Origin of the sequence: Micromonospora sp. NPDC004540 (genome assembly GCF_040610095.1) — a bacterium.
In the GTDB taxonomy this organism is placed as follows: Bacteria; Actinomycetota; Actinomycetes; order Mycobacteriales; family Micromonosporaceae; genus Micromonospora.
In genome coordinates, this window is record NZ_JBEXLR010000099.1 from 1 (window position 1) to 23,641 (window position 23,641).

Annotated in this window: 24 protein-coding genes, 7 tRNA genes and 1 pseudogene; 18 read left to right on the top strand and 14 right to left on the bottom strand. The window is 75.1% G+C overall.

The window, feature by feature from the left end; genetic code table 11:
• Together ABZV78_RS25855 and ABZV78_RS25860 are read left to right on the top strand one after the other, a co-directional pair.
• Window positions 1-1,143 (top strand): serine hydrolase (locus ABZV78_RS25855; RefSeq protein WP_355642556.1); only part of this gene is annotated, 1,143 nt, incomplete at its 5' end.
• A gap of 171 nt (window positions 1,144-1,314) precedes the next feature.
• Complete coding sequence (locus ABZV78_RS25860) at window positions 1,315-2,289, top strand: flippase-like domain-containing protein (protein ID WP_355642557.1); 975 nt, start codon at window positions 1,315-1,317, stop codon at window positions 2,287-2,289.
• 21 nt (window positions 2,290-2,310) lie between these two features.
• Here ABZV78_RS25860 and ABZV78_RS25865 read toward each other — a convergent pair whose 3' ends face one another.
• On the bottom strand, window positions 2,311-2,505 hold the full coding sequence (locus tag ABZV78_RS25865) for a hypothetical protein (RefSeq protein ID WP_355642559.1): 195 nt from the start codon (window positions 2,503-2,505) through the stop codon (window positions 2,311-2,313).
• A gap of 499 nt (window positions 2,506-3,004) precedes the next feature.
• On the opposite strand from ABZV78_RS25865, the gene ABZV78_RS25870 reads away from it, so the two are divergent.
• Entirely contained in the window at window positions 3,005-4,303 is a 1,299-nt protein-coding gene (locus tag ABZV78_RS25870) for a D-alanyl-D-alanine carboxypeptidase (protein WP_355642561.1), read from the top strand.
• Window positions 4,304-4,315: 12 nt separating this feature from the next.
• On the opposite strand, the gene ABZV78_RS25875 is transcribed toward ABZV78_RS25870, so the two are convergent.
• The gene (locus ABZV78_RS25875; protein ID WP_355642563.1) at window positions 4,316-5,341 is read right to left on the bottom strand and encodes a LacI family DNA-binding transcriptional regulator; all 1,026 of its coding nucleotides are present in this window, start codon (window positions 5,339-5,341) and stop codon (window positions 4,316-4,318) included.
• 157 nt (window positions 5,342-5,498) lie between these two features.
• On the opposite strand from ABZV78_RS25875, the gene ABZV78_RS25880 reads away from it, so the two are divergent.
• Window positions 5,499-6,314 carry a M15 family metallopeptidase gene (locus ABZV78_RS25880; RefSeq protein WP_355642600.1) on the top strand — a complete coding sequence of 272 codons (816 nt, stop codon included), beginning with the start codon at window positions 5,499-5,501 and terminating at the stop codon, window positions 6,312-6,314.
• Between the two features lie 37 nt (window positions 6,315-6,351).
• On the opposite strand, the gene ABZV78_RS25885 is transcribed toward ABZV78_RS25880, so the two are convergent.
• Window positions 6,352-7,392: a M36 family metallopeptidase gene (locus ABZV78_RS25885; protein WP_355642565.1), complete on the bottom strand. Its 1,041-nt coding sequence runs from the start codon at window positions 7,390-7,392 to the stop codon at window positions 6,352-6,354.
• 101 nt (window positions 7,393-7,493) lie between these two features.
• Between ABZV78_RS25885 and ABZV78_RS25890 the strand changes: the two genes are divergently transcribed.
• On the top strand, window positions 7,494-8,000 hold the full coding sequence (locus tag ABZV78_RS25890) for a DinB family protein (RefSeq protein ID WP_355642567.1): 507 nt from the start codon (window positions 7,494-7,496) through the stop codon (window positions 7,998-8,000).
• Between the two features lie 35 nt (window positions 8,001-8,035).
• On the opposite strand, the gene ABZV78_RS25895 is transcribed toward ABZV78_RS25890, so the two are convergent.
• A complete protein-coding gene (locus ABZV78_RS25895) occupies window positions 8,036-8,815 on the bottom strand; it encodes an alpha/beta hydrolase family protein (RefSeq protein WP_355642569.1) in 780 nt (259 codons plus the stop codon).
• 162 nt (window positions 8,816-8,977) lie between these two features.
• Between ABZV78_RS25895 and ABZV78_RS25900 the strand changes: the two genes are divergently transcribed.
• Complete coding sequence (locus tag ABZV78_RS25900) at window positions 8,978-9,370, top strand: hypothetical protein (protein WP_355642571.1); 393 nt, start codon at window positions 8,978-8,980, stop codon at window positions 9,368-9,370.
• Between the two features lie 145 nt (window positions 9,371-9,515).
• The gene (locus ABZV78_RS25905) at window positions 9,516-11,522 is read left to right on the top strand and encodes a translation factor GTPase family protein (RefSeq protein WP_355642573.1); all 2,007 of its coding nucleotides are present in this window, start codon (window positions 9,516-9,518) and stop codon (window positions 11,520-11,522) included.
• Here the strand turns inward: ABZV78_RS25905 and ABZV78_RS25910 are convergent.
• Window positions 11,500-12,111, bottom strand: a complete 612-nt coding sequence (locus ABZV78_RS25910) for a DUF6058 family natural product biosynthesis protein (RefSeq protein WP_355642575.1) — start codon at window positions 12,109-12,111, stop codon at window positions 11,500-11,502. The genes ABZV78_RS25905 and ABZV78_RS25910 overlap by 23 nt on opposite strands.
• Window positions 12,112-12,463: 352 nt before the next feature.
• On the opposite strand from ABZV78_RS25910, the gene ABZV78_RS25915 reads away from it, so the two are divergent.
• The 7 genes from ABZV78_RS25915 to ABZV78_RS25945 all read left to right on the top strand — a co-directional run bounded on the left by ABZV78_RS25915 (window position 12,464) and on the right by ABZV78_RS25945 (window position 14,353).
• Window positions 12,464-12,535 (top strand) — tRNA-Trp (locus tag ABZV78_RS25915).
• Between the two features lie 105 nt (window positions 12,536-12,640).
• Window positions 12,641-12,713 (top strand) — tRNA-Pro (locus tag ABZV78_RS25920).
• A gap of 29 nt (window positions 12,714-12,742) precedes the next feature.
• Window positions 12,743-12,815, top strand: a tRNA-Glu gene (locus ABZV78_RS25925).
• A gap of 24 nt (window positions 12,816-12,839) precedes the next feature.
• Window positions 12,840-12,913 (top strand) — tRNA-Gly (locus tag ABZV78_RS25930).
• A gap of 30 nt (window positions 12,914-12,943) precedes the next feature.
• Window positions 12,944-14,143 (top strand): RtcB family protein, encoded by a 1,200-nt coding sequence (locus tag ABZV78_RS25935; protein WP_355642577.1) that lies wholly within the window; start codon window positions 12,944-12,946, stop codon window positions 14,141-14,143.
• A 41-nt stretch (window positions 14,144-14,184) separates the two neighbouring features.
• Window positions 14,185-14,257: transfer RNA gene (locus tag ABZV78_RS25940), tRNA-Arg, on the top strand.
• A gap of 23 nt (window positions 14,258-14,280) precedes the next feature.
• Window positions 14,281-14,353 (top strand) — tRNA-Gln (locus ABZV78_RS25945).
• Window positions 14,354-14,359: 6 nt separating this feature from the next.
• On the opposite strand, the gene ABZV78_RS25950 is transcribed toward ABZV78_RS25945, so the two are convergent.
• From ABZV78_RS25950 to ABZV78_RS25960, 3 genes are read right to left on the bottom strand one after another with little or no spacing between them, the layout of a single operon-like run.
• Window positions 14,360-14,524: a hypothetical protein gene (locus ABZV78_RS25950; protein WP_355642579.1), complete on the bottom strand. Its 165-nt coding sequence runs from the start codon at window positions 14,522-14,524 to the stop codon at window positions 14,360-14,362.
• Entirely contained in the window at window positions 14,521-14,742 is a 222-nt protein-coding gene (locus ABZV78_RS25955) for a helix-turn-helix transcriptional regulator (protein ID WP_355642581.1), read from the bottom strand. The genes ABZV78_RS25950 and ABZV78_RS25955 overlap by 4 nt, the downstream gene beginning before the upstream one ends.
• Window positions 14,742-15,221, bottom strand: a complete 480-nt coding sequence (locus ABZV78_RS25960) for a DUF2975 domain-containing protein (RefSeq protein ID WP_355642583.1) — start codon at window positions 15,219-15,221, stop codon at window positions 14,742-14,744. Before ABZV78_RS25960 ends, ABZV78_RS25955 begins: the two co-directional genes overlap by 1 nt.
• Window positions 15,222-15,278: 57 nt before the next feature.
• Between ABZV78_RS25960 and ABZV78_RS25965 the strand changes: the two genes are divergently transcribed.
• Window positions 15,279-15,351 (top strand) — tRNA-Arg (locus ABZV78_RS25965).
• 33 nt (window positions 15,352-15,384) lie between these two features.
• Here the strand turns inward: ABZV78_RS25965 and ABZV78_RS25970 are convergent.
• From ABZV78_RS25970 to ABZV78_RS25990, 5 genes are all read right to left on the bottom strand, one after another.
• Window positions 15,385-16,275, bottom strand: a complete 891-nt coding sequence (locus ABZV78_RS25970) for a Gmad2 immunoglobulin-like domain-containing protein (RefSeq protein ID WP_355642585.1) — start codon at window positions 16,273-16,275, stop codon at window positions 15,385-15,387.
• The gene (locus ABZV78_RS25975) at window positions 16,263-17,654 is read right to left on the bottom strand and encodes a HAMP domain-containing sensor histidine kinase (RefSeq protein WP_355642587.1); all 1,392 of its coding nucleotides are present in this window, start codon (window positions 17,652-17,654) and stop codon (window positions 16,263-16,265) included. Before ABZV78_RS25975 ends, ABZV78_RS25970 begins: the two co-directional genes overlap by 13 nt.
• A gap of 7 nt (window positions 17,655-17,661) precedes the next feature.
• Complete coding sequence (locus ABZV78_RS25980) at window positions 17,662-18,342, bottom strand: response regulator transcription factor (protein WP_355642589.1); 681 nt, start codon at window positions 18,340-18,342, stop codon at window positions 17,662-17,664.
• A 92-nt stretch (window positions 18,343-18,434) separates the two neighbouring features.
• Window positions 18,435-18,989, bottom strand: a complete 555-nt coding sequence (locus ABZV78_RS25985; protein ID WP_355642591.1) for a hypothetical protein — start codon at window positions 18,987-18,989, stop codon at window positions 18,435-18,437.
• Between the two features lie 113 nt (window positions 18,990-19,102).
• A complete protein-coding gene (locus ABZV78_RS25990; RefSeq protein WP_355642593.1) occupies window positions 19,103-20,362 on the bottom strand; it encodes an MFS transporter in 1,260 nt (419 codons plus the stop codon).
• A 73-nt stretch (window positions 20,363-20,435) separates the two neighbouring features.
• On the opposite strand from ABZV78_RS25990, the gene ABZV78_RS25995 reads away from it, so the two are divergent.
• A complete protein-coding gene (locus ABZV78_RS25995) occupies window positions 20,436-21,431 on the top strand; it encodes a DUF5937 family protein (RefSeq protein ID WP_355642595.1) in 996 nt (331 codons plus the stop codon).
• A gap of 9 nt (window positions 21,432-21,440) precedes the next feature.
• On the opposite strand, the gene ABZV78_RS26000 is transcribed toward ABZV78_RS25995, so the two are convergent.
• Window positions 21,441-22,034 (bottom strand): HD domain-containing protein, encoded by a 594-nt coding sequence (locus ABZV78_RS26000; RefSeq protein WP_355642597.1) that lies wholly within the window; start codon window positions 22,032-22,034, stop codon window positions 21,441-21,443.
• 135 nt (window positions 22,035-22,169) lie between these two features.
• Between ABZV78_RS26000 and ABZV78_RS26005 the strand changes: the two genes are divergently transcribed.
• Window positions 22,170-23,135, top strand: coding sequence for a hypothetical protein (locus tag ABZV78_RS26005; protein ID WP_355642598.1), 966 nt, complete (start codon window positions 22,170-22,172; stop codon window positions 23,133-23,135).
• Between the two features lie 146 nt (window positions 23,136-23,281).
• Window positions 23,282-23,641 (top strand): annotated as a pseudogene (locus ABZV78_RS26010) (hypothetical protein); the annotation flags it as partial.

Here is a 23,641-nt window from a genome sequence, read left to right on the forward strand (position 1 = left end):
CTGCCGGCGCCGAAGGTGACCCGGCCGCCGCGCCCCACCCCGCCGCCGTCGGTGCCCGAACAGCGGGCCGTCGGCGGGGACGCGCTGGCCACCGCGGGCCTCGTGGCGCCGCCCGGCAGCCCGGCGCCCCCGGCGGTCACCGCCACCACCTGGCTGGTCGCCGACCTGGACACCGGCGCCGTGCTCGGCGCGTGTGGCCCGCACGAGTACGCCACCCCGGCGAGCACCCAGAAGCTGCTGCTGGCCGCCACGATGCTGAACCGCATCGACCCGAAGCAGGTGGCCACCGCGACCCGGTCCGACCTGGACATCGAGCGGGGCAGCTCGGCCGTCGGCCTGCTCGTCGGCGGGCGCTACCTGGTGGAGACGCTCTGGCTGGGGCTGCTGCTCCAGTCCGGCAACGACGCGGCGAACATGCTGGCCCGACTCGGCGCCGGCAGCGCCCGCGCCGGCGTCGCCGCGATGAACGCCGAGGCGCAGCGGCTGGGCGCCCGCCAGACGCACGCCGTGACCCCGTCCGGCCTGGACGGGCCCGGGCAGTTCACCAGCGCGTACGACCTCGCGCTGATCGCCCGGGCCTGCTTCGCCGACGAGCGGTTCCGCCGCTACGCGCTCACCGAGCGGGCCCGGATCCCGGCCCAGCCCGCGCTCAAGGCCGGCGGATTCCAGATCCAGAACGAGAACCAGCTGATCTACCGCTACCCGGGCGCCCTCGGCGGCAAGACCGGCTTCACGGAGCTGGCCCGGCACAGCTACGTCGGCGCGGCCCAGCGCGGCGGCCGGCGCCTCGTGGTCACCCTGCTCGGCGCCGAGGCCCGCCCGGTACGCGGCTGGCAGCAGGGCGCCCAGCTGCTCGACTGGGGCTTCTCGCTGCCCCGGGACGCCTCGGTCGGCCGGCTGGTGCAGCCCGGTGAGCTGGACGCCGAGCGGGCCGCCCCCAGCGGCTCCCCGGCGGCGGCCCGCCCGACGCCGCCGCCGCAGTGGCGCGGGCCGGCCGGTACCGCGCTGCGCCGGATGGCCGACGGCGACTGGCGGCTCATCGTGCCCACCGTCGGCCTGCTCGCCCTCGTCGTCGGCGGCCTGGTGGCGGCGCTGGTCGCCCGCCGGGGCCGGTCCCGCCGGGCCGGTCGCCGCCGCGCCTGACCGGCGACCGGAGCGCGCACCGGTCGGGCGGATCGGTGGCGATGCCGCCCGGCGCGGCGGCCGGTCGCCCTATCGTCGGGTCATGCGGGACAGCCGGCCAGCCGACCGAACCGCGCCCGGCGCGCCCGCGGCGGCGCACGCGCGCCCGGAAACCGGCCGCTGACCCCGGCGATGCGCCGGAGCCACCCGCACTCCGGCCGCCTGGCCCGGGCCCTGCGGATCACCCCGCGGAACGTGTTCCTGCTCGTCATGCTCGGCCTGCTGGTGCACTTCCTGCTGCCGCAGCTCGGCCAGGTACGCGCCGCGCTGCACGCCCTGCGGCACGCCGACCCGGTCGCGGTGACCGGCGCCCTGCTCGCCGCGACCGCCACCTACCTGCTCAGCGCGCTCGCGCTGCGGCTCGCCGTCCCCACCCCGGTGCCGCTCGGCCGCACGGTCACGGTCCAGGTGGCCGCCGCCTTCGTCAACCGGCTCGCGCCCGGCGCGCTCGGCGGCGCCGCGCTGAGCCTGCGCTACCTGCACCGGCAGGGACTGACCGTGCCGGCGGCGGCCACCGCGGTCGCCGTGACCCGGGTCGCCGGGGTGCTCGGCGTCGCCCTGCTGCTGCCCGTCCTGCTGTCGTTCACCCGGGGGCCGCGCCGGCACCTGGCCGACGCCGCCGCCGGGCGTGGGCTGGCCGTGCTGCTCACCGTGCTCGCCGTGCTGCTGGCCGTCGGCGTGGCACTCGCCGTACCCCGGTGGCGGGCGCGGCTCCGGGCGGCCCGGCGCCAGGTCGCGGACGCCCTGCGCGCGCTGGTCCGGGGCGGCCGCGTCGTGCCGCTGCTGACCGTGAGCGTGGCGCTGACCCTGGCCTACGCCGCCGCGCTCTGGCTGGCCCTGCTCGCCGTCGGGCTGCCCGCCGCGCCGGCGCTGCTCGCGCCGGTGGTGCTGGTAGGCGTGGTCGGGGAGGGGGTGGCCACCGCCGCGCCGACCCCCGGCGGGCTCGGCGCCACCGAGGCCGCCCTGGTCTCCGGCCTCCTGCTCTACGGCGTCCCGACCGGGACCGCGGTGGCCGGGGTGCTCGTCTACCGGCTGGCCACCTTCTGGCTGCCGGTGCTGCCCGGCTACGTGGCGCTGCGCCTGCTCGTGCGCCGCGGCGCGGTCTGACGGCCGGCTCCGCGAGGGCGGTCAGGGGCGGGGCTCGACGTCCTCGCCGGCGGCCCGGGCACGGTCGGCCTCGGCGTCGGCCGCGCCGACCGGGGTGCCGTCGGAGTCGCGGGTGGCCTCGTCGGCGTCGGTCTGCGCGCCGTCGCGTTCCTCGGCGTCCGCCACGAGATCGGCAGCGGCGGTAAGACCGATGGGGGCGAACCGGGGGTCGGTCATGGTGTCCTCCTTCGACGTCCTTCCTCCGGGCTACCCCACGCGCGGAACGCCGACACCTAGCGGCGCGGCCGGAGGCCCGCCGGTGCCGACCCTCGCGACCGTCGAGGCTGGCCTCCTCCTCGGCGGCTACGAACTTGATGACGTGGATGGATCACATCACGTTCCGACGCTCGCGGCCGCGGGAACGCCGCCCGACTGAGCCACCGGGACGGCGCCCGACTGATCCGTCCACGTCATCAAGTTCGTAGCCTCCGACGTGACAACCCACGGTGGTGCCGGCCGCGCGGCTCGGCCGGCACCTACCGGTCACCAGATCGGCGAGGTGGGGCGATCCTCCGGGCTCGAGCCCCGCCAAATCGGCGACCTGGGCGTATGACGGGTGCCGGGCCGCCGTCGAACCTCGGGGAGGGGTGGGGAGCCTAGCGGGTCGGGTGGGGTGTCGGACGCGAATGGCCGAGCAGGCGACCCGATCGGGTCGGCGTGGCTAGCGTCCCGGTTCATGAGGACCTGGGGACCGTCCGTGGCGCTGGCCGCCGCCCTGCTCGCGCCGGTGCCGATGCTGCCCACGCCCGCCGCCGCGGGCACCCGGACGGGCGGGACGACCGCCCGGCCCGCCGGGGCGCCGCCCTGCCCGAACGTGCCCGCCCCGACGATCCGGCCCCCGCAGCCGCCACCCGCGGCCGACCCCGCCGCGCGGGCCGTCGGCGGCGGGGGCCAGGCCACCGCCGGCCTGGTCCTGCCGCCCGCCGCGCCCGCGCCGCCGGCGGTGACCGCGACCTCCTGGGTGGTCGCCGACCTGGACACCGGCGCCGTGCTCGGCGGCTGCGGCCCGCACGAGTACGGCGTACCGGCCAGCGTGCAGAAGCTGCTGCTGGCCGCCACCATGCTGCCGCGGCTGAACCCGGACCGCGAGGTCACCGTGACCGCCGAGGACCTGGCCATCGAGCCGGGCAGCTCGGCGGTCGGGCTGGCCACGGGCGGCCGGTACCGGATCGAGACGATCTGGCTGGGGCTGCTGCTGAAATCCGGCAACGAGGCGGCCAACGCGCTGGCCCGGCTGGGCGGCGGCCCGGACGGGATGGCCGGCGGCATTCGCGCCATGAACGAGGAGGCCCGGCGGCTCGGTGCCCTGCAGACGCACGCCGTCACGCCGTCCGGCTTGGACGGTCCCGGCCAGTTCACCAGCGCCTACGACCTGGCGCTGATCGCCCGGGCCTGCTTCGCCGACGCGGCGTTCCGGCGGTACGCCGCCACCCGGACCGCGCAGGTCCCCGCCCAGCCGGCGCTGCGCAAGAAGGCCTTCCAGATTCAGAACGACAACATGCTGCTCGACCACTACCCGGGCGCGCTCGGCGGCAAGACCGGCTTCACGGACCTGGCCCGGCACACGTACGTCGGCGCGGCCGAGCGTGGCGGCCGGCGGCTGGTGGTGACCCTGCTCGGCGCGGAGATCCCCACCCAGCGCGGCTGGCAGCAGGGCGCCGCGCTGCTCGACTGGGGCTTCGGCCTGCCGCGGGACGCGGCGGTCGGCCGGCTGGTCCGCCCCGGCGAACTGGACCGGGCCGCCGCGTCGCCGACCGGGGCGGCCTCGGCCCTCGCCGGAGGCGCGGGGCTGAGGGGCGCCGGCTCCGCGGGCACCGGCGCCTGGCCGGGCGCCGGCCCCTCGATCGCGGTCGGGGTGGTGCTGGTGGTCGGGGGAGCGGTGCTGCTGGCCCGGCGTCGCCGGCACGCCGCCGCCGTCGCCGCGCTGCCGCCCGGGGCGGCGCTGGGCGGCCCGGAACGTCCGGAGGGCGCCTGAACGGGCTCCGGCCTACCGGCCGGCGGGGGGCGCGGTGCTGTCCCGGACCACCAGTTCGGTGGCCAGTTCGACCCGGGGTGACTCGGGCTCCTCGCCCTGGGCGATGCGCAGCACGGTGCGGGCGGCGAGCCGGCCCATCTCGACCAGCGGCTGGCGGACGGTGGTCAGCGGCGGGGAGGCCCACCGGGCCTCGGGCAGGTCGTCGAAGCCGACCACGCTGACGTCGTCGGCGACCCGCAGCCCGCGCCGGCGGACCGCCTCGTAGACGCCGAAGGCCATCTGGTCGCTTGCCGCGAAGATCGCGGTCGGTGGGTCGTCGAGGTCGAGCAGGGTGCTGCCGGCGGTGAAGCCGGAGGCGTGGTAGAAGTCGCCGGGCTGCACGAGCCGGTCGTCCAGCGGCACGCCGGCCGCCTCCAGCGCGGCCCGATAGCCGTCGAGGCGGGCCCGGCTGCACAGCAGGTGCGTCGGGCCGGCCACGAAACCGATCCGGCGGTGGCCCAGCCCCAGCAGGTGCTCGGTCGCGGACAGGCCGCCGGACCAGTTGGTCGCCCCGATCGCCGGCACGTCCGTGCCCGGCACCCCGGTGGCCGGGTCGACCACCACCACCGGCACGTTGAGCCGGCGCAGCTGGGCGTGCACCGGCGGGGTCAGGTGCGAGGTCACCACGATGACGCCGTCGGAGGCGCGGGCCCGCAGGTTCTGCAACCACTGGCGGGTCGAGGTCGACTCGCTGTGGATGGCGGAGACCACGGTACCGACCCCGGCCGCGTGGCCGACGTCCTCCACACCCCGGATGATCTCCACGGCCCACGGGCTGTCCAGGTCGTTGAAGACCAGGTCGACCAGGTCCGCCCGGCGCACCGTGCGGCTGCCCCGGCGCCGGTAACCGTGGTGGCGCAGCAGCTCCTCGACCCGTTCCCGGGTGCCCGGGGCGACGTCCGAGCGCCCGTTGAGCACCCGGGACACGGTGGGCACCGAAACCCCGGCCTCCCGCGCGATCGCGGAGATGGTCACCCTGGGCTCGCCGTCGGCGTTCACCATATCTCCCTCACCGGCCGGAAGTGCCGGCCGCGAACCCCGGGACGGCGGACCCCGCCCCACCGGCCATCTTGCCGTACGGGCGGGATTTGCCGACAGCGCGGCCCGGCGGCCCGGAGAGGCTGGTAGACACGGCAGGGTGGGGACCGGGACACGGATGGCGGCGGCCCTGGCCGGGCTGGCCACGGCGCTCGCCGCCGGGTGCCAGCGGCCGGCCCCGCCCACGCCGCCACCGACCTCGTCACCCGCCCCGTCGGCCAGCCCCAGCGGCCCCCGCGCCCCGGCCGACGTCGTCGACCTGGCCGCCGTCGACCCGAGCGTCCGCACCGACATCCGGTACGCCACCGCGCACAACTTCGTCGGCCGGCCGGTCACCGGCTACCCCGAGCCGCTCTGCCTGCTCACCCGCCGCGCCGCCGAGGCGCTGCACCGGGTGCAGGCCGCCGCCCTGGCGCAGGGCCGCAGCCTGAAGGTCTACGACTGCTACCGCCCGCAGCGGGCGGTGGACGAGTTCGTCGCCTGGGCGAAGCTCCCCGGCGAGCAGCAGATGAAGGGCGAGTTCTACCCGGACGAACCGAAGAGCCGGCTCTTCGCCGACGGCTACATCGGCGCCCCGACCGCGCACAGCCGAGGGAGCACCCTGGACCTGACCCTGGTCCCGGTGCCCACCCCCGACCAGCCGGCGTACGTGCCGGGCCAGCCGCTGGTGGCCTGCACCGCGCCCGCCGGCCGGCGCTTCCCGGACAGCTCCGTCGACATGGGCACCGGGTTCGACTGCTTCGACCCCCGCGCGCACACCGCCGACGCCCGGATCACCGGCGCGGCCCGGGACAACCGGGAGCTGCTGAAGCGGCTGATGACCGCGCAGGGCTTCCAGAACTACCCGCGCGAGTGGTGGCACTACCGGTACGTCGACGAGCCGTACCCGGACACGTACTTCGACTTCCCGGTGGCCCGGTCGTCGCTGCGGTGAGCGCCGCCCCGGCGGGGAGCGGCGCCCACCGCGACGGTCAGAGGATGCCGCGGGCGACGAAGGCGGCCCGGGTCGCGGCCGCGGCCTGGGTGCCGTAGAGGCGCTGCGCGGCGGCCACGGTGGCCAGTGCCGCGTCCCGGAACGTGACGTCCGTGGTGAAGGCGAACTGCGCCTCCACGATCAGCGTGCTGGCCCGGCGGTCGCCGAGCGCCGTGCGGATGTCCCACAGCGCGCGGGACCAGATCTCGCCGTCGGCGTGCACCTCGCCCACCAGGTCGGCGGGGTAGACCTTGGCGCCGTCGAGGCGGCGCAGGCAGTGCGGGGCGGTGCGGGTGTAGGAGACCGAGTCCCAGTCGGCCACACAGGCCTCCGGCGTCCTCGTCGGCACGCCGGTGGCCCAGCTGGTCACCGCGACCGCCAGGTAGTCGCCGAACGCCTCGCCGATCGCGCCGGACTCCAGCGTGGTGCCGAAACCGGGCACCTGGCCGTCCTGCACCGAGTGGCCGTACTCGTGGACGATCACCTCGGCGTCCTCGCCGTCGTCCACGCCGCCCTTGCCGAGGGTGATGTTGGCCTTGTCCTCGCGGAAGAACGAGTTGTCACCGCCGAACTGGTCGATGCGCAGCTCGATCTGCCGCTGGTTGACCGGCCGCAGCGTGCTGCCGAAGCCGAGCGACTGGAGGTACGCCTGGGCGGTGTTCACCCAGTGGTAGCCCATCACCTGCTCGAACTGGTCGGCATCGCGGTGCCAGGCCGGGTATGCGCCGTCGACAGCGCGGGCCGGGGTGCCGGTCTTGCTCTTGACCACCACGTACTTCCCGGTGAGGGTGCCGGAGCCGTCCAGGTTGGTCAGCAGCACCGACCGGTACGCCCCGGCCAGCGCCGGCTGGTCGGCGTCCTTGGCGTCGGTCAGCGACTGGTCGCCCAGCTGCTGGACCGGGTTCGGCGCGAACGCGGTGGCGGTGGCGGTGTGGTCGTAGGGGTCGCCGGCGGCCTGCACGGTCGTGCCGCCGGCCACCAGCGCCGCGGTGACCGCCGAGGCGACCAGCGCGGTACGTCGGATGTGGGGGTTCATCATGATCCCTTCGGAGGCGGATCGGTCCGCTGAGACTAGGCTCCCCCGGGAGCACTGCCAAGCAACCACGAGCAGGCCGTCCGGCCTGCCAGGAGGGACTCCTCGTGGAGACCGAACGGATCGGCCCGCCGCTGCTGGCCGGGGAGCGGGAGACGCTGCGGGCGTTTCTCGACTTCCACCGCGCCACCCTGGCCCTGAAGTGCGAGGGGCTGACCGACGAGGAGCTGCGCCGGCAGTCGTCGCCGCCGTCGACGCTGTCCCTGCTCGGCCTGGTCCGGCACATGGCCGAGGTCGAGCGCACCTGGTTCCGCCGGGTCATCAACGCCGAGGACATCCCGCTGATCTGGTCGGCGACCGGGGACTTCCAGGAGGCGTACGACGCGAGCGCGTCGAGCCGGTCGGAGGCGTTCGAGGCGTGGCAGCGGGAGGTCGAGCACGCCCGCCGCATCGAGCGGGAGGCCGAGTCGCTCGACGTGACCGGCCACCAGGCCCGGTGGGGCGAGGACGTCTCGCTGCGCCTGGTGATGCTGCACATGATGCACGAGTACGCCCGGCACAACGGCCACGCCGACTTCCTGCGCGAGGCCGTCGACGGCACCGTCGGCGTCTGAGCCGTCGCCGGCCCGGGAGGCGCGGCGCCCCCGGGTCAGCCGTCGCGGCGCAGCGGCAGCCAGGCCAGCACGTCCTGGATCTTCGCGTCCCAGTACGCCCAGTCGTGGTCGCCGGGGGAGAAGTCCACGGTGACCGCCACCCCGCGCCGGTGGGCCGTGTCGACGAAGCGGGTGTTGTCCGCGTAGAGGAAGTCCTCGGTGCCGCAGGCGACGTAGAGCCCGGGCAGGTCGTCGCCGGCCCGCTCCAGCAGCGCCACCGTGTCGTCGTCCGGGCCCGCCACGTCCCGGTCGCCCCAGACGGTGTCCCAGACGTCGGGGTCCATGGGGTGCGTCGGGTGGCGCCGCCGCCGGGTCACGTCCAGGGCGCCGGAGAGGCTGGCCGCCGCGGCGAAGCGGTCCGGCCGGCGCAGCGCCCACTTCACCGCCCCGTAACCGCCCATGGACAGGCCGGCCACGAAGGTGTCCGCGCGCCGGTCGGAGAGGCGGAAGAACGACCGGCACACCTCGGGCAGTTCCTCGCTGAGGAAGGTCCAGTACCGGTTGCCGTGCGCCTCGTCGCAGTAGAAGCTCCGCTGCACCTGCGGCATCACCACGGCGAGGCCCAGCGGGGCGACGTACCGCTCGATCGCGGTGCGCCGGGTCCAGATCGTGTCGTCGTCGGTCAGGCCGTGCAGCAGGTAGAGCACCGGCGGGTCGCCGGCGGCGGCCCCGCCGGCCACGCCGATCCCGGCCGGGGTGGGATCGGGCAGCAGCACCGTCATCGAGGTGCCCATGCCGAGCGCCGAGGAGAAGAAGTCACACCGGATCCGGGCCATGGGTCGGCAGCGTACCCGGAACGGATGCGGGCCCGATGGTGGCCGAATCGACCGTTCCTATTGCCGTGGGCGTCCAGGGGGGACAGGATGACCATGCGCGCTGGAAACACACCCGTAACCTGCGTGCTGCTGGTCTCTGTCACGAGGAAGTGGGAGTCAGTCATGAGCGACGTGTCGACGGCACTGGGTGTGCGCCTCTACCCGGACCTGGTCGAGCCGGGCGGCCTGGCTCCCGCCCTCGTGCAGACCGCGGCCCGGCACCAGCTCGACATCGGCCGGGTGACCGCGCCCGAGCAGGGGCGCAGCCGGTTCACCTGCGCCGAGGCGACCTCCGACCGGGGGGTCGTCTGCGTGAGTCTCGGCGCCCAGGCCCGCTACTTCATGATCGACCTGCGGGTCGACGGCGACGTCCAGGCCCGCGGCGACGCCACCGACCTGCTCCAGGTCGCCGAGGTGGCCGCCGCCTGGCGGGCCGGGTGCACGCTCGCCGAGCTGACCGCGCGCTATCCCTTCATGGAGGAGATGAAGCGCCACCCGGTGGCGCAGACCCAGTAGCGTCCCTGCGGTAAATCGGTTGCCGGCGCCCGCGCCGGTTGCTGGAATCGACCACGACGTCCATGGAAGGAGGAGCCCGAGATGCGAGCCGCGTGCATGTCCCCGCAGAAGCGAACGACCGCCGACCTCAAGGACATGACGCTGCGTGAAAACCCTCAATCTCGGCATCCTCGCCCATGTCGACGCCGGTAAGACCAGCCTGACCGAACGGCTGCTGCACAGCGCCGGGGTCATCGACGAGCCCGGCAGCGTCGACGCCGGCAACACCCGCACCGACACCCTGGCGCTGGAGCGGCAGCGGGGCATCACCATCCGCTCCGCCGTGGTCTCCTTCGCCGTCGCCGGGACCACCGTCAACCTCATCGACACCCCCGGCCACCCCGACTTCATCGCCGAGGTGGAACGGGTGCTCGGCGTGCTCGACGGCGCGGTGCTCGTGGTCTCCGCCGTCGAGGGCGTCCAGGCCCAGACCCGCGTGCTGGCCCGCACCCTGCACCGCCTCGGCATTCCCACCCTGTTCTTCGTCAACAAGGTGGACCGGGCCGGCGCCGACCCGGACCGGGTGCTGCGCCAGCTCGCCGGCCGGCTCACCCCGGACGTCGTCGCCCTCGGCCGCGTCGACGCCGCCGGCACCCCGGCCGCCCGCTGGCTCCCGCACCCGGCGGGCGACCCCGGCCACCACGCCCGCCTGGTCGACCTGCTCTCCGCGCACGACGACGCGCTGCTGGCCGCGTACGTGGCCGACGAGCGGACGGTCACCCCGGACCGGCTGCGGACGGCGCTCACCGCGCAGACCGGTCGCGCCCGGGTGCACCCGGTGCTCGCCGGCTCCGCCATCACCGGGGCCGGGGTGGCCGACCTGATCGACGCGGTCACCGCGCTGCTCCCCGCCACCGCGGGCGACGCCGACGCGCCGCTCTCCGGCACCGTCTTCAAGGTCGAGCGCGGCCCGGCCGGGGAGAAGATCGCGTACGCCCGGATCTTCGCCGGCACGGTGCGGGTCCGCGACCGGATCCGCCATGGCGGCGGCCAGGAGGACCGGGTCACCGCCCTCGGCGTCTTCGACGGCGGCGACGCGACGCCCGGCGACGCGGCCGGTCCCGGCCGGATCGTCCGGCTGCACGGCCTGGCCGGCGTCCGCGTCGGCGACGTGCTCGGCGTCCCGCCCGAGCGCCCGGCCGCCCGGCGCCAGTTCGCCCCGCCCACGCTGGAGACCGTCGTCGAACCGGTACGCCCCGCCGACCGCCCGGCCCTGCACGCCGCCCTGACCCAGCTCGCCGAGCAGGACCCGCTGATCAACCTGCGCCAGGACGACCGGCGCCAGGAGATCGCCGTGTCGCTCTACGGCGAGGTGCAGAAGGAGGTCATCGAGGCCACCCTGGCCGACGACTACGGCGTCCCGGTCACCTTCCGGGAGACCACCACCGTCTGCGTGGAGCGGGTGGTCGGCGTCGGCGCCGCCGTCGAGTGGATCGGCCGGGACCCCAACCCGTTCCTCGGCACCGTCGGCCTGCGCGTCGAGCCCGGGCCGCTCGGCAGCGGCGTCGAGTTCCGGCTCGGCATCGAACTCGGCTCGATGCCGCTGGCCTTCCTCAAGGCCATCGAGGAGACCGTCCGGGAGACCCTGGGGCAGGGCCTGCACGGCTGGGCGGTGGTCGACTGCGTGGTCACCCTCACGCACGGCGGCTACTGGGCGCGGCAGAGCCATTCCCACGGCGTGTTCGACAAGAGCATGTCCAGCACCGCCGGGGACTTCCGGAACCTCACCCCGCTGGTGCTCATGACCGCGCTCACCCGTGCCGGCACGCGGGTCCACGAGCCGGTGCACCGGTTCCGGCTCGACCTTCCCGCCGACCTGGTGGGGGCGGTGCTGCCCGTGCTCGCCGGGCTCGGCGCGGCACCCCGCACCAGCACCCTGCGCGGCACGTCCTACCTGGTCGAGGGGGAGGTGCCGGCCGGGCGGGTGCACGCGTTGGAGCAGCGGCTGCCCGGGCTCACCCGCGGTGAGGGCACCCTGGAGGCCGAGTTCGACCACCACCGGCCGGTACGCGGACCGGCCCCGAGCCGGCCGCGCTGGGACCACGACCCGTTGCACCGCAAGGAGTACCTGCTCGCCGTCACCCGCCGGGTCACCGGCCGGCCGGCGCGCTGACCCGCCGCGGATACCGGGCGCGCACCGCGTCCACGCAGGTGTCCCGGGAGGTCGGGCCGCCGAACCGGAGCCGGTCGTAGCCGGTGAACGCCGGCTCCAGCGCATCCAACTCGTCGACCAGCGCGTGCAGCCGGTCGAGCCAGGCCACCGACCCGGCGTCCGGCTCGGCCGGCGCCGCGCCGATCGCGGCGGTCAACTCGTCCTTGCGCCGGATCGACTCCGGCGATACCGAGCGCAGGCAGACGTACTGGCCGCTGAGGTAGGCGTCCCACTCCGCCCCACCGCGCGCCCGGTCCGCCCAGTGCGCGACGAACCACCCCGGCAGCGCATCCACCCCGCCCGCCCGCTCGGCCAGCGCGAACAGGTCGCCCGGGACCATCTCCGCGCCGTCCGAGCGCAGGTAGCCCGGCAGCGGCAGCCGCCGGTCCAGCATCAACCGGCGTACGCCGTCCGGGTCCCGCCCGGACGCCGCGCACAGCGCGTCGAGCGTCACGAACTGCGCGCTGACGTACGCGTCGTCCGCCACCGTCATCGGATGCTCCCCGTTGACCTCCCGGAACCGCTCCGCCACCCGACGCCGCCAGTCCATGCCGTGCCCCTTCCATTCGCCTGGCCAGAGGCTATTGGCGGCACCGTTCGGCGCCGGCCGAAACGTCCTCACGAAATACCGTTGCGGGGCTCCCGGGTCCGCCCGTACCGTGAACGGGCCAAGGTCAACCCGAGCCACCACCCAGGAGCACACCGTGTCGCAGCAGAACCGCACCCGAGCCGAGCGGCCCGCGCCGCGCGGTGGTGCCCTGCCGCGCGAAGCGGGCCAGGGTCGCTGCCGACGGCAGCAGTGGCAACCGGGGTGGTGGCGCGACTAGCGCCGGCGCGAGACACACGCGCAGCCGCCCGCCCCGAGACCTGGGACCGGGCGGCTTTTCTCGTCACCGGGTCCGAGGGGCGTAGCTCAACGGAAGAGCACCGGATTCCAAACCCGACGGTTGCAGGTTCGAATCCTGCCGCCCCTGCCTCACCCCGTCCCGACCTCCGGCCGGCGACGTCGCATCTTCTCAACTCCACAGTGGACGGCATGAGCACGATCCCGGCCGGCGCGCCCAGCGCCGGCCGGGCAACCGGGACGAGGGAGCTGGCTGACCCGCTCGCCTTGGGCGCGAGAGACACGCGGTTCGATTCCGCGGTCCCGGACACCACGCGGACGGCACCCGCCGTCCCGCGGGCCGTTGGAGCAATTGGCAGCTCACCCGGTTCTCACCCGGGAGGCTACGGGTTCGAGTCCCGTACGGCTTACGCCTGGTCCCCAGGGACCAGCATGCGGTTGTAGCGCAGTCAGGCAGCGCGTCACCTCGCCATGGTGAAGATCGCCGGTTCGAATCCGGCCAGCCGCTCGGACACACCCCTGAACCGAGGAGACGACGATGGGTTTCACCCCGCTGGCCGGTACCCGGGCGCCGGTCCGGGTCTGGACCGACCCGTACACGATCGAGGCGCAGGCGGCCCGGCAGCTGCGCAACATCGGCGCGCTGCCCTGGGTGCAGGGCGTCGCCGTCATGCCGGACGTGCACTTCGGCAAGGGCGCCACGGTCGGCTCGGTCATCGCCATGCGGCAGGCCGTCTCGCCCGCCGCCGTCGGCGTCGACATCGGCTGCGGCATGTCCGCGGTGCGCACCTCGCTCACCGCGACCGACCTGCCCGACGACCTCGGCCCGCTGCGGAGCGCGATCGAGGCGGCCATCCCGGTCGGCTTCGCCATGCGGGCCGACGCGGTCGACCCGCGCCGGGTGCGCGGCCTGGAGCAGGGTGGCTGGGGCGAGTTCTGGCGGCGCTTCGGCACCCTCGACCGGAAGGTGGCGCAGTTGGAGACCCGGGCCCAGCGCCAGCTGGGCACCCTCGGCGGCGGGAACCACTTCGTCGAGGTGTGCCTCGAGCAGGGCGGCCCGGACGAGGGCCGGGTCTGGCTGATGTTGCACTCCGGGTCCCGCAACATCGGCAAGGAACTGGCCGAGCGGCACATGGCGGTGGCGCGCGGGCTGCCGCACAACGTCGACCTGCCCGACCGGGACCTCGCGGTGTTCCTTGCCGGCACGCCGGAGATGGACGCCTACCGCCGGGACCTCTGGTGGGCGCAGGAGTACGCGCGCCGCAACCGGGCCGTCATGCTCGCCCTGCTCTGCGGGGTGGTCCGGCACGAGTTCCCGCAGGTCGGCTACGACGAGCCGATCTCCTGCCACCACAACTACGTGGCGGAGGAGAGCTACGACGGGGTCGAGGTGCTGGTGACCCGCAAGGGCGCGATCCGGGCCGGCCGGGGCGACCTGGGCATCATCCCGGGGTCGATGGGCACCGGGTCGTACATCGTGCGCGGCAAGGGCAACCTCGATGCGTACTGCTCGGCGTCGCACGGGGCCGGGCGGCGGATGTCGCGGGGGCAGGCGAAGCGGACGTACAGCACCGCCGACCTGGTCGCACAGACGGCGGGCGTCGAGTGCCGCAAGGACGCCGGGGTGGTCGACGAGATCCCCGGCGCGTACAAGGACATCACCCAGGTGATGGCCCAGCAGGAGGACCTGGTCGAGGTGGTCGCCCACCTCAAGCAGGTCGTCTGCGTGAAGGGTTGAACCGACCGGCGCCCCCGGAGGGGGAGGGGCGCCGGTCGTCCGCCCCGGTGGCGCAGCGGAGAGCGCGCCGGTCTACGAAACCGGAGAGCCCAGGTTCGAATCCTGGTCGGGGCACGGTCCGCGGTCCGCGGATCCCATGCGAGCTGGTGCAACCAGGCAGCACATCCGACTCTGGATCGGAGAATTGAGGTTCGAATCCTCAGCTCGCAGCGACAGCTACCGGCTCCGTCGGACGATCCGCACGCCGATCGCGACCGCTCCGATGACGAGCAGGCCGGCCAGGAGCTGGAGGCCGGGCGAGTCGTCGGCCTCCCCGTACACGATGCCGGCGACGCCGACCGCGACGGCGAGGAGGGCGACGACGGCGAGCACGTACCTCATTGGTCTTCTCCCTGTTCCTCGACCCATTCGAGCAGGTCACCGGGCTGGCAGTCCAGCACCCGGCACATGGCTTCCAGGGTGCTGAAACGGACGGCCTTGGCCCGACCGTTCTTCAGCACCGCGACGTTGGCCGGGGTGAGCCCGACCCGTTCGGCGAACTCGCCGACGCTCATCTTGCGTTTGGCCAGCTCGACGTCGATGCGGACGACGATGGGCATCAGATCACCGCTTCCATGTCGCTCCGGAGCGTGGTGGCCTGCCGCAGCAGCGCGCGCATCACCACCATCAGGAGCCCCAGCGCGGTGACCCCCGTGACCAGCAGGAAGAGCAGGAGCGGCAGACCCGGGTCGTCGGCGTTGAAGCCGACGTAGAGGAACACCCCCACGAGCACCGCCCACGCGGCGGCGATGGCCCACACGATCGCGTCGACCCACGCCAGGGACGCCTCGCTGAAGATGCGGTCGTTCTTGACCAGGGTGAGCAACTGCCAGGTGCACACGATCACCACCTGCACGCAGAGCACCCAGAACACGGTCACCGCCGTCGCCGGCCATCTCAGGTACGCCATGTCCGGGTTCTCCCGGGCCATGTGCGCGAACTGCCCGGGCAGCGACATGGTCTGGAACAGGACCAGGATCCCGAACAGCAGCACGAGGAAGACTCTGAGCGGGGTGACCGCTCGCTGGGCTGTGAGCATGCATCGACTATCGCTCGTAACCTATCGAAAGTCAATCGGTTCCGCGCGACAGCTCATGCCCCCGTGGCGCAGCGGAGAGCGCGTCGGATTCCGGATCCGAAGGTCGCTGGTTCGAATCCAGCCGGGGGCACGCACCCACCATGCCGTCCGCTGTGGGGTCGCGTCACCGGGCGGCGGCCATCCGGACCGGGATGCGGACCATGTTGATCCGGGAGCCGTCGCGCGCCGACACCTCGTACACTTCGATGGTCCCCGGCCCCGCCGCCGCCCGCCGGTACCGGACGTCCAGCCGGTAGCCGCCGCGACAGCCGGAGCCGCAGGAGGCGGTGGTGAACGACGTGCCGATCTCCTGGCCCGCACCGTCCAGCACCCGGACGCTCACCGTCGCCTCGTACACGTCGGCGGTTCCGGCGACGGTCACCGGGCTGGTCACCCGGTCGCCGATCCCGGGGGCGGTCACCACGATCGGGGGCAGCAGGTCGGCGTAGTCGTCCCGCCCGGTCGCGGCGTCGGCCGGGGCGAAGGCGACCCGCCGTACGGTGGGGAACTGGGTGAGCGTCCAGACCACCTGGGCCCGGCGCAGCCGCGCGGTGGCCGCCCCACCGGCGTCGAAGCCGGCCGGCGGGACCAGGATCGCCACCCCGCCGGCGATGCGGGTCACCTGCGTGCCGGCCGGGACCAGGGTGGCCAGGCCGGTGGCGCTCTCGGCCACGGACGGGCCGGCGGCCAGTTCGGTGAGGGCCAGCCGGGAGGTGGCCACGGTGGCGGGCAGCACCCGCCGGGTGGGCACCAGCTTCCCGCCGCGGGCGAACCAGAGCTGCACGGTCACAGTCCCGTCCGGCCCGGTCGGCGCGGCGGTGGCCGGCCCGCCGGTCGTAGCGGGTGCGGTCGGGGTGCGCGGCGCGGGCGGAGTCGGCGCGGGCGTCCCGGTCGGGCCGGCCGCGGTGGTCGGCGACGGGCCGGCCGGGGCGGGGCCGAGGGTGCCGGTGCGCGGCGGGGCGCAGCCGGCGGTGAGCAGCAGCAGGACGGCGAGGGGCGGGATCAGGCGTCGCATGGCGTGTCCCCGGGTTCGAGGGGAAGGGTGAGGGTGAAGCGGGTACCCCGGCCGACCTCGCTGGCCACGTCGAGCCGGCCGCCGAGCAGCCGGGCGTTCTCCCGGGCGATGGCCAGGCCGAGCCCGCTGCCGGGGCCGGTGCGGGCCGGGTCGGCCTTGTAGAACCGGTCGAAGACGTGCGCCAGGTGCTCGGCCGGGATGCCGGGCCCGCGGTCGGCGACCTCGACAACCACCTCGGCGCCGGTGTGCCGGATCTCGGCGCGCAGGTCGCCGCCGCCGTGCTCCACCCCGTTGGCCACCAGGTTGGTCAGGATCCGTTCGAGCCGGCGCGGGTCGGTCACCACGGGCGGCGCGTCGCCGGTCACGGTGGCCCGGGCGGCGCCGCCGTGGCCGGCGAGGATCCGGCGCAGCAGCGCGCCGACGTCCACCGGGCGGGTGGCGAGCACCTCCCGCCCGGCGTCCAGGCGGGAGATCTCCATCAGCTCCTCGACCAGCCGGCGCAGCCGGACCACGTCGGCGACGAGCAGTTCGGCGGCCCGGCGGGCGTCGGCGGGCAGGGCGTCGAGCTGGTCGGCGAGCAGCGAGGCCGCCGCCACCAGGGCGGTGACCGGGGTACGCAGCTCGTGCGCCACGTCGGCGGTGAACCGCCGCTCCCGGGCCTGCGCCTGGGACAGCGCCTCGATCTGGGTTTCCAGCGCCTCGGCCATCTCGTTGAAGGAGGTGGCCCAGGCGCTGAACTCGTCCCGGCCGCGCACCGGTAGCCGGGTGTGCAGCAGCCCCTCGGCGACGGCCCGGGCGGCCCGGCTGGCCCGGCCGACGGGTTCCAGGGTGCGGCGGGCGAGGGCGTTGCCCACCCCGGCGGCGACCAGCACCACCGCCGCCCAGCCGACCACCGAGGCGGTGCGGAGCTGGTCGAGGGCGTCGACGAGGTCGTCCTCGACGGTCACCACGTACAGCTCGGCGGTGGAGCCGGGGATCCGGCCGCCGACGACGAGCAGGTGCGGGCGGCCGGGGGTGCGCTGGAAGCCGAGCTGCCCGGCGGCGACGGTCGCCCGCAGGTCCGGGTCGGGGGTGGGCGCGTAGCGGGGGTTGGACGCCTGGGTGTCCCCGGCGACCAGCAGCACGTGCCGGCCGGACTCCTCGAAGCTGGCCAGCAGGTCTGCGCGGCGGGTGTCGGTCAGCGGCACGAACTGCGCGGCGACCACGAGCTGGTAGCGGGCGTCGGCGGCGGCGCGTTGCAGCGAGCCGTCGAACCGGGCCTGCCGCAGCATGAGATAGGACCCGGTGGCCAGCGCGCCGGCGGACATGCCGGCGACGAGGACGAACGCGACGACGAGCCGGCGCCGCAGCCGCCCGGGTACGACTCTGCCGGCCACCATGGCGCGCTCACCCCGTCGACAGCTTGTAGCCGGCCCCGCGGACCGTCCGGATCAGGGTCGGCGCCCCGGGGTCGTCCTCGACCTTGGCGCGCAGGCGCTGCACGGCGACGTCGACCAGCCGGGAGTCGCCGAGGTAGCTGTGCCCCCAGACCCGGTCGAGCAGCAGCTCGCGGGTGAACACCTGGCCGGGGCGCCGGGCCAGCTCCAGCAGCAGCCGGAACTCGGTGGCGGTGAGGGTCAGCTCGCGGCCGTCCCGGCGGGCCACGAAGCGGGCCGGGTCGATCTCCAGCGGCCCGGCGGTCACGGTGGTGTCGGGCGCCGGGGCGACGGTCCGGCGGAGCACGGCGCGCACCCGGGCGACCAGTTCCGGCAGGTCGAACGGCTTGCGGAGGTAGTCGTCGGCCCCACACTCCAGGCCGACCACCACGTCGATGGTGTCGGTACGGGCGGTGAGCATGAGAATCGGCACCTGACTGGTGCGCCGGATCTCCCGGCACACCTCGAATCCGTCCAGGCGGGGGAGCATCACGTCGAGCACGATGAGGTCGACCGGGCCGGCCCGCCACGCGGCGAGGGCGGCCGGGCCGTCGCCGGCGGTGTCCACCCGGAACCCGGCCCGGCGCAGGCCGAGGGCGGTCACCTCCCGGATGGAGGCGTCGTCCTCGACGACCAGCACACGGCCCTCCATGACCACTCAGGGTAGTCCGGCGCCACGCCGGGGGGCGTTGGCGCAACGGACGGTGAAGAGGGGCCGGTCGGCCCCTCTCACCTGGGGAAAGGTCACGCCTGCCACTGGTGCGCCACGTCGATCACGATGCGGCTGTGCGTGCCGGGGCCGCTGAGCACGAAGACCCGGTACGGCAGCCGGGCGCGCACGCCGACCGCGAAGGTCGTGTAGCCCTCGAAGCTGCCGCCGAAGACGACGTCCCGCAGCGTGCGGTAGCCCAGCACGGTCGCGGCGTGCTCACCGGCGCGGTAGGGCAGGGTGGCGAGGTGCTCGTCGTCGTACCCGGGCGCCCGCAGCGACACCGACAGCAGCGCGCCCCCGGCGGTGTACGGGCTCAGCGCGAGCCCCTGCCCCTCGGTGTACGTCTCGCCGTAGGCGACGGAGTAGCCGTTGGCCGGTCCGGCGAACTCGAAGACCACCCGGTCCCAGCAGCCGTGCCGCCCGGTGCGGACCTCGATCAGCGGGTTGGAGCTGAGGTTGCCGGCCGACTTGGCCGTGCTGCCCCAGGTGATCCCGCAGTACGGCGCCGCCGCGGTCGCGCCGCCCGTGCCGGCGACCAGCCCGCCGAGCACGACGACCAGCGCCAGCAGTGTTCTCCTCAGTCTCATGGTGGCCTCCCTGCCGGTGTGCGGGGACCCGTCCGGCGTCCCTGCCCAGACAATCGGCGCGCCGTGCCACAGCGGCTTCGCAGCCGGGTAACCGCCGCGTAACAGCGGTGCCGTCACCCGGCGGCCGGGGACAGCCGGCCCGGGTCGGGCAACGTGCGCGCCGGGGACCGGTACAGCGGTAGCCAGGTCAGCGCGGCGCCGATCGCGCCGACCCAGAGCGAGGTACGCGGGCCGGCGTACTGGCCGAGCAGGCCGGCCAGCGCGGCGCCGACCGCGATCGCGCCGGTGAGCAGGAACCGGAAGGTGGCGTTCATCCGGCCGAGCAGCGCGTCCGGGGTGACCCGTTGCCGCAGGCTGACGCCGATCACGTTGCCGATCCCGGTCCGCCAGGCCAGCGCCAGCCAGCCGAGGCCGGCCAGCCACAGCCACGCTCCGGTGTCGACCAGGGCGACCAGCGCGCCGGCGGGGGCCACCAGCAGCCCGGGCAGCCAGAGCGCCCGGCCGTGCCCGATCCGGGCGGCCAGTGGACGGGCGGTCACCGCACCGAGCAGCGCCCCGACCCCGCCGGCACCGAGGAAGAGCCCGAGCGCGCCGGCGCCGAGCCCGAGTTCGCGCAGGAAGACGACCGGCAGCATGGTGGTCATCAGGTTCACGGTGAGATTGATGCCGGCCAGCGACACGGCCAGCGGGCGCAGCAGCGGGTTGCCCAGCACGTGCCGGACGCCCTCGGCGAGCTGTCGGCGGAAGCCGCCCGTCGGCCGGTCCCGTCCGGCCCCGACGGTGGCGGTGGGGCGTACCCGGGTGAGGGCGAGCGCGGAGAGCAGGTGGGTGACCGCGTTCAGGGCCAGGGCGAGCGGGGCGCCGAGCCACTGCACGAGCAGGCCGCCGAATCCCCGACCGCCGATCTGGATGGTGGCGTTGGTCGTCATGAGCAGCGAGTTCGCCGCCACCAGGCGGTCCCGGCCGACCAGCTCCGGCAGGAAGCTCTGCGCGGCCACGTCACCGAAGACCGTGCCGACGCCGGTGAGCAGCACGACCGCGTAGAGCTGGCCGATGGTCAGCGCGTCCGCCCACCAGGCCAGCGGGATCGAGGCGTACAGGGCGGCGCGGGCCAGGTCGGCGGCGACCATCACAGTGCGGCGGGGCGACCGGTCCACCCAGACCCCGGCGGGCAGCCCGACCAGCAGGAAGGCGGCGGTGCCGAGCGCCGCGAGCAGGCCGACCTGGCCGGGGGTGGCGGCGAGCACCGACACCGCCAGCACCGGCACGGCCAGGTAGCCCACCTGGAAGCCCAGGCTGTCGGTCAGGTTGGCCGCGTAGACATAGCGGAACGGGCGGGGCCAGCGGGTGGCCGCCGGGACGGTGGTGGTCATGACAGGGACCCTGGTCGGGGTCGCCGCCACGGTCGATAAGTTTGAGCCAGGTCGAATCCGTCGGGAGGTGCGGGTGCTGAGCGTCGCGCTGGGGGTGCGGGACCTGGCCGGGATCCGGTTCGCGATCTCGCCGCTGTGGGAGGCGGTCGCCAGCGTCCGGGTGCTGCGGAGCCCCGACGGGTTCCCCGCCCACCAGCTCTGGCACCGCCAGGTACGGCCCCGGCTGTCCACCGTGGACTGGCGGCTCCTCGCCGACCTCGTGCCGATGCCGACCGTGGTGATCCCGAGCTTCGTCTGCCCGCCCCCGCCGTCCGCCCTGCCCACCATCGACTGGGAACTGGCCGCGCTCGCCGCCACCCCGCCGGAGGTGGTCCGGGCCGGCCTGGACGAGCTGCCCGGACCGCGCCCACCCCGGCTCGCCGCCCTGTACGCCGACCCGCCGGCCGGGCTGGCCCGCCTCGCCCAGGTGATCGCCGACTACGTCGAGGTGGCGATCGCCCCGTACTGGCCGCGGATGCGGACCCTGCTGGAACGCGAGGTGCTCGTCGGCGCCGGGCGGATGGCGACCGACGGCGTGCGCGGCCTGCTCAGCCGGATCGACCCGTACGTCTCCTGGGACGACGGGACGTTGCACGTCGACCACCTGACCCGCGCGGGCACGGTCGACCTGGGCGGGCGGGGCCTGCTGCTGGTCCCGTCGGTCTTCGGCGGCGCGCGGGTCTGGTCCAACCTGTCCGAGCGAACCTCACAACCGCTCCTGCGCTATCCGGCCCGCGCGGTCGGGACTCTCTGGGAGCGCGGCGCCGCCCCGGCCAGCGCCGCGCTCGCCCGGGTGCTGGGGCGTACCCGGGCCACCCTGCTGCACGAACTCGCCGTGCCGGCCGCCACCACCGAGCTGGCCCGGCGGTGCGGCCTCAGCGCCGGCACGGTCTCCCACCACCTGACGGCGCTGCGCGACGCCGGCCTGGTCGGCACGCACCGGGCCGGACGGTTCCTGCTGTACGCCCGGACCGGCTCGGCGGAGGCGCTGCTGGCCGGCGCCGGCCCGCCCGAGCCCGCCGGCGGTTGAGGCCGGGGATCAGCCGTGCACCGGGTGCTCGGCCTGGAAGGCGAGCCGGCGGTCGGCGTCGGCGGCCAGCCCGGCGAGCACGTCGTCCAGGTCGAGGAAGGCCTGCCAGCGCGGCTGCCCGGTGATGTCGGCCAGCCGGTCGACCACCAGCTCCTCCAGGTCGGTGACGCGTTTGCCCTTCCACACCTTGTCGGCGAGGCTGACCAGCAGGTCCTCCAGTTGCACGCCTGGTGCGTGCCAGGCGGCGTGGGTGACGGCGAAGCGGGCCCGCTCCTCGGGGACGCCGAAGCGGAGCAGCAGGTGGTAGCCGGCCTCCTCGTGCGCCGAGCCGGGCCCGGACAGCTCCTCGGGGTGCTGGACCTTGCCGAGGTCGTGGACCGCCGCCCCGAACAGCACCGCCTGCCGGTCGAACGGGACGAGCGGGAAGCGTTCGCCGAACGCGGCGGTGAGCTGCCGGGCGACGTCGTGCACCAGCCGCAGGTGCGCGGCGAGCCGGGGCGGCGCGTCCAGGGCGGTGAGCAGTTCGGCGGCCACGCCGGGCAGGGGTGGCAGCGGCGGATCGCCCGGATCGGTGAGGGCGCGGCGTAGCGCGTCGGAGGTCACCGGGGCGAGGGTACCGGCCGCCGGGGCGTCGCCGGACGAGCTGACCGAGTGGCCGACGGTCGACGGGCCGCTCGTCCGATGGCCTCGTGATCGTCCGTTCAGGAGGGTGGAGCGACGTCTATCACGGGGGTTTGCATGACTGAGATGAATCGACGGGCCCTGCTGCGTACCGCCGCGCTGGCCGGCGCGGCCACGGCGACCGGGCTGGCCGGCGGGTTGACGGCCGCCGCGCCCGCCGTCGCGGCGGAGACCACCGAGGTGGTCAACGGGCCGTGGCTGGTCAGCGTCGGCTGGGGTGTGCTCCAGGTGAACCCCGGCCGCACCACGCCGCAGCGGCTGCTCGACGACGGCGACCAGGCCACCACGTCGCCCGACGGCCGCTACGTGGCCTGGGTCAACAACGCGCGGTCGGGCGACGGCAGCCTCGAGCCGTACGTGCAGCTGTTCGACCGGGTCACCGGCGAGATCCGGAAGCTGCTCGCCGACCCGTTCGGCACCCAATACGGTGCCCCGACGTGGTCCCCGGACGGCACGCAGATCGCCCTGGTCATCGGAAACGACACCCTGGTCGCCGTCGACGTGGCCACGGCCGCGAAGCGGGTGCTCGTCCAGGGCCACGCCATGTCGTACCCGAACTGGTCCCGGGACGGCTCGATGATCGTCATGCGCTGGGTCAGCCGCTCCGAGGGGCCGCAGCTGCGCACACTGGAGCTGGCCACCGGCAAGGTGCGGCCGATCTACACCCCCGAGGCGGCCGGCGAGCTCTTCCACGGGCCGGTCTTCATGCCCAACTCGGAGCGGGTGGTGTTCTGCACCAACCGGTGGACCCGGGACACCGAGGTGCTCGGCGGGCAGGCGCTCGGCTCGGTGCGGATCGACGGCACCGGCCTCAAGCGGCTCACCGACGAGACCCGGTACTACCAGTCCCCGGTGTTCTCGCCCGACGGGCGCTACTGCGCCGCCCTGTCGATCCCGCCGGCCAACGAGGCCCCGGACGGCGGCAACATCATCGTCTCGACCAGCGGCTTCGGCGAGCCCTGGTGGATGCCCGGCGACGAGTACGACGACAGCAGCCGGCTGGACTGGGCACGCGCCATCTGACCGCACCACTACCTGCGACGCGGCGGCCGGCCACCGGCCGCCGCGTCGGCGTACCCGGGGTGGATTTCCGCGCCGCCGGCCGGCAGCGGTGCGAGGCTGGGAGGCGGGCGCCGCCGACGGGGGCGACGACCGCAGTGGAGGGTGCGATGGCCGAGCCGCCGACCGGGACCTCGTCGCGCAGCGCGCAGGCGCACGGCCGCCGCGCCAACCGGCGCAGCTACCACGACGGCGCACTGGTGAACGGGTACGTCGACGACCCGTACCACCGGATCCGCCGGGCGGTCGCGGCCCGGCTCATGGTCGACGGTGTGCCCGCGGGACGGCCGGTGCTGGAGCTGGGCTGCGGCCCGCGCAGCATGCTCGACCCGGCGGCGCTGCCCGGCCCGCTCGTGGTGGCCGACATGGCCGAGGCCGCCGTGGTCGGCGCCGCCACCGCCGTACGCCGGTTCCTGGCCGCCGGCGCCGGCGGCGCGATCGTCAACGTCTCCTCCCACCAGGCCCGCCGG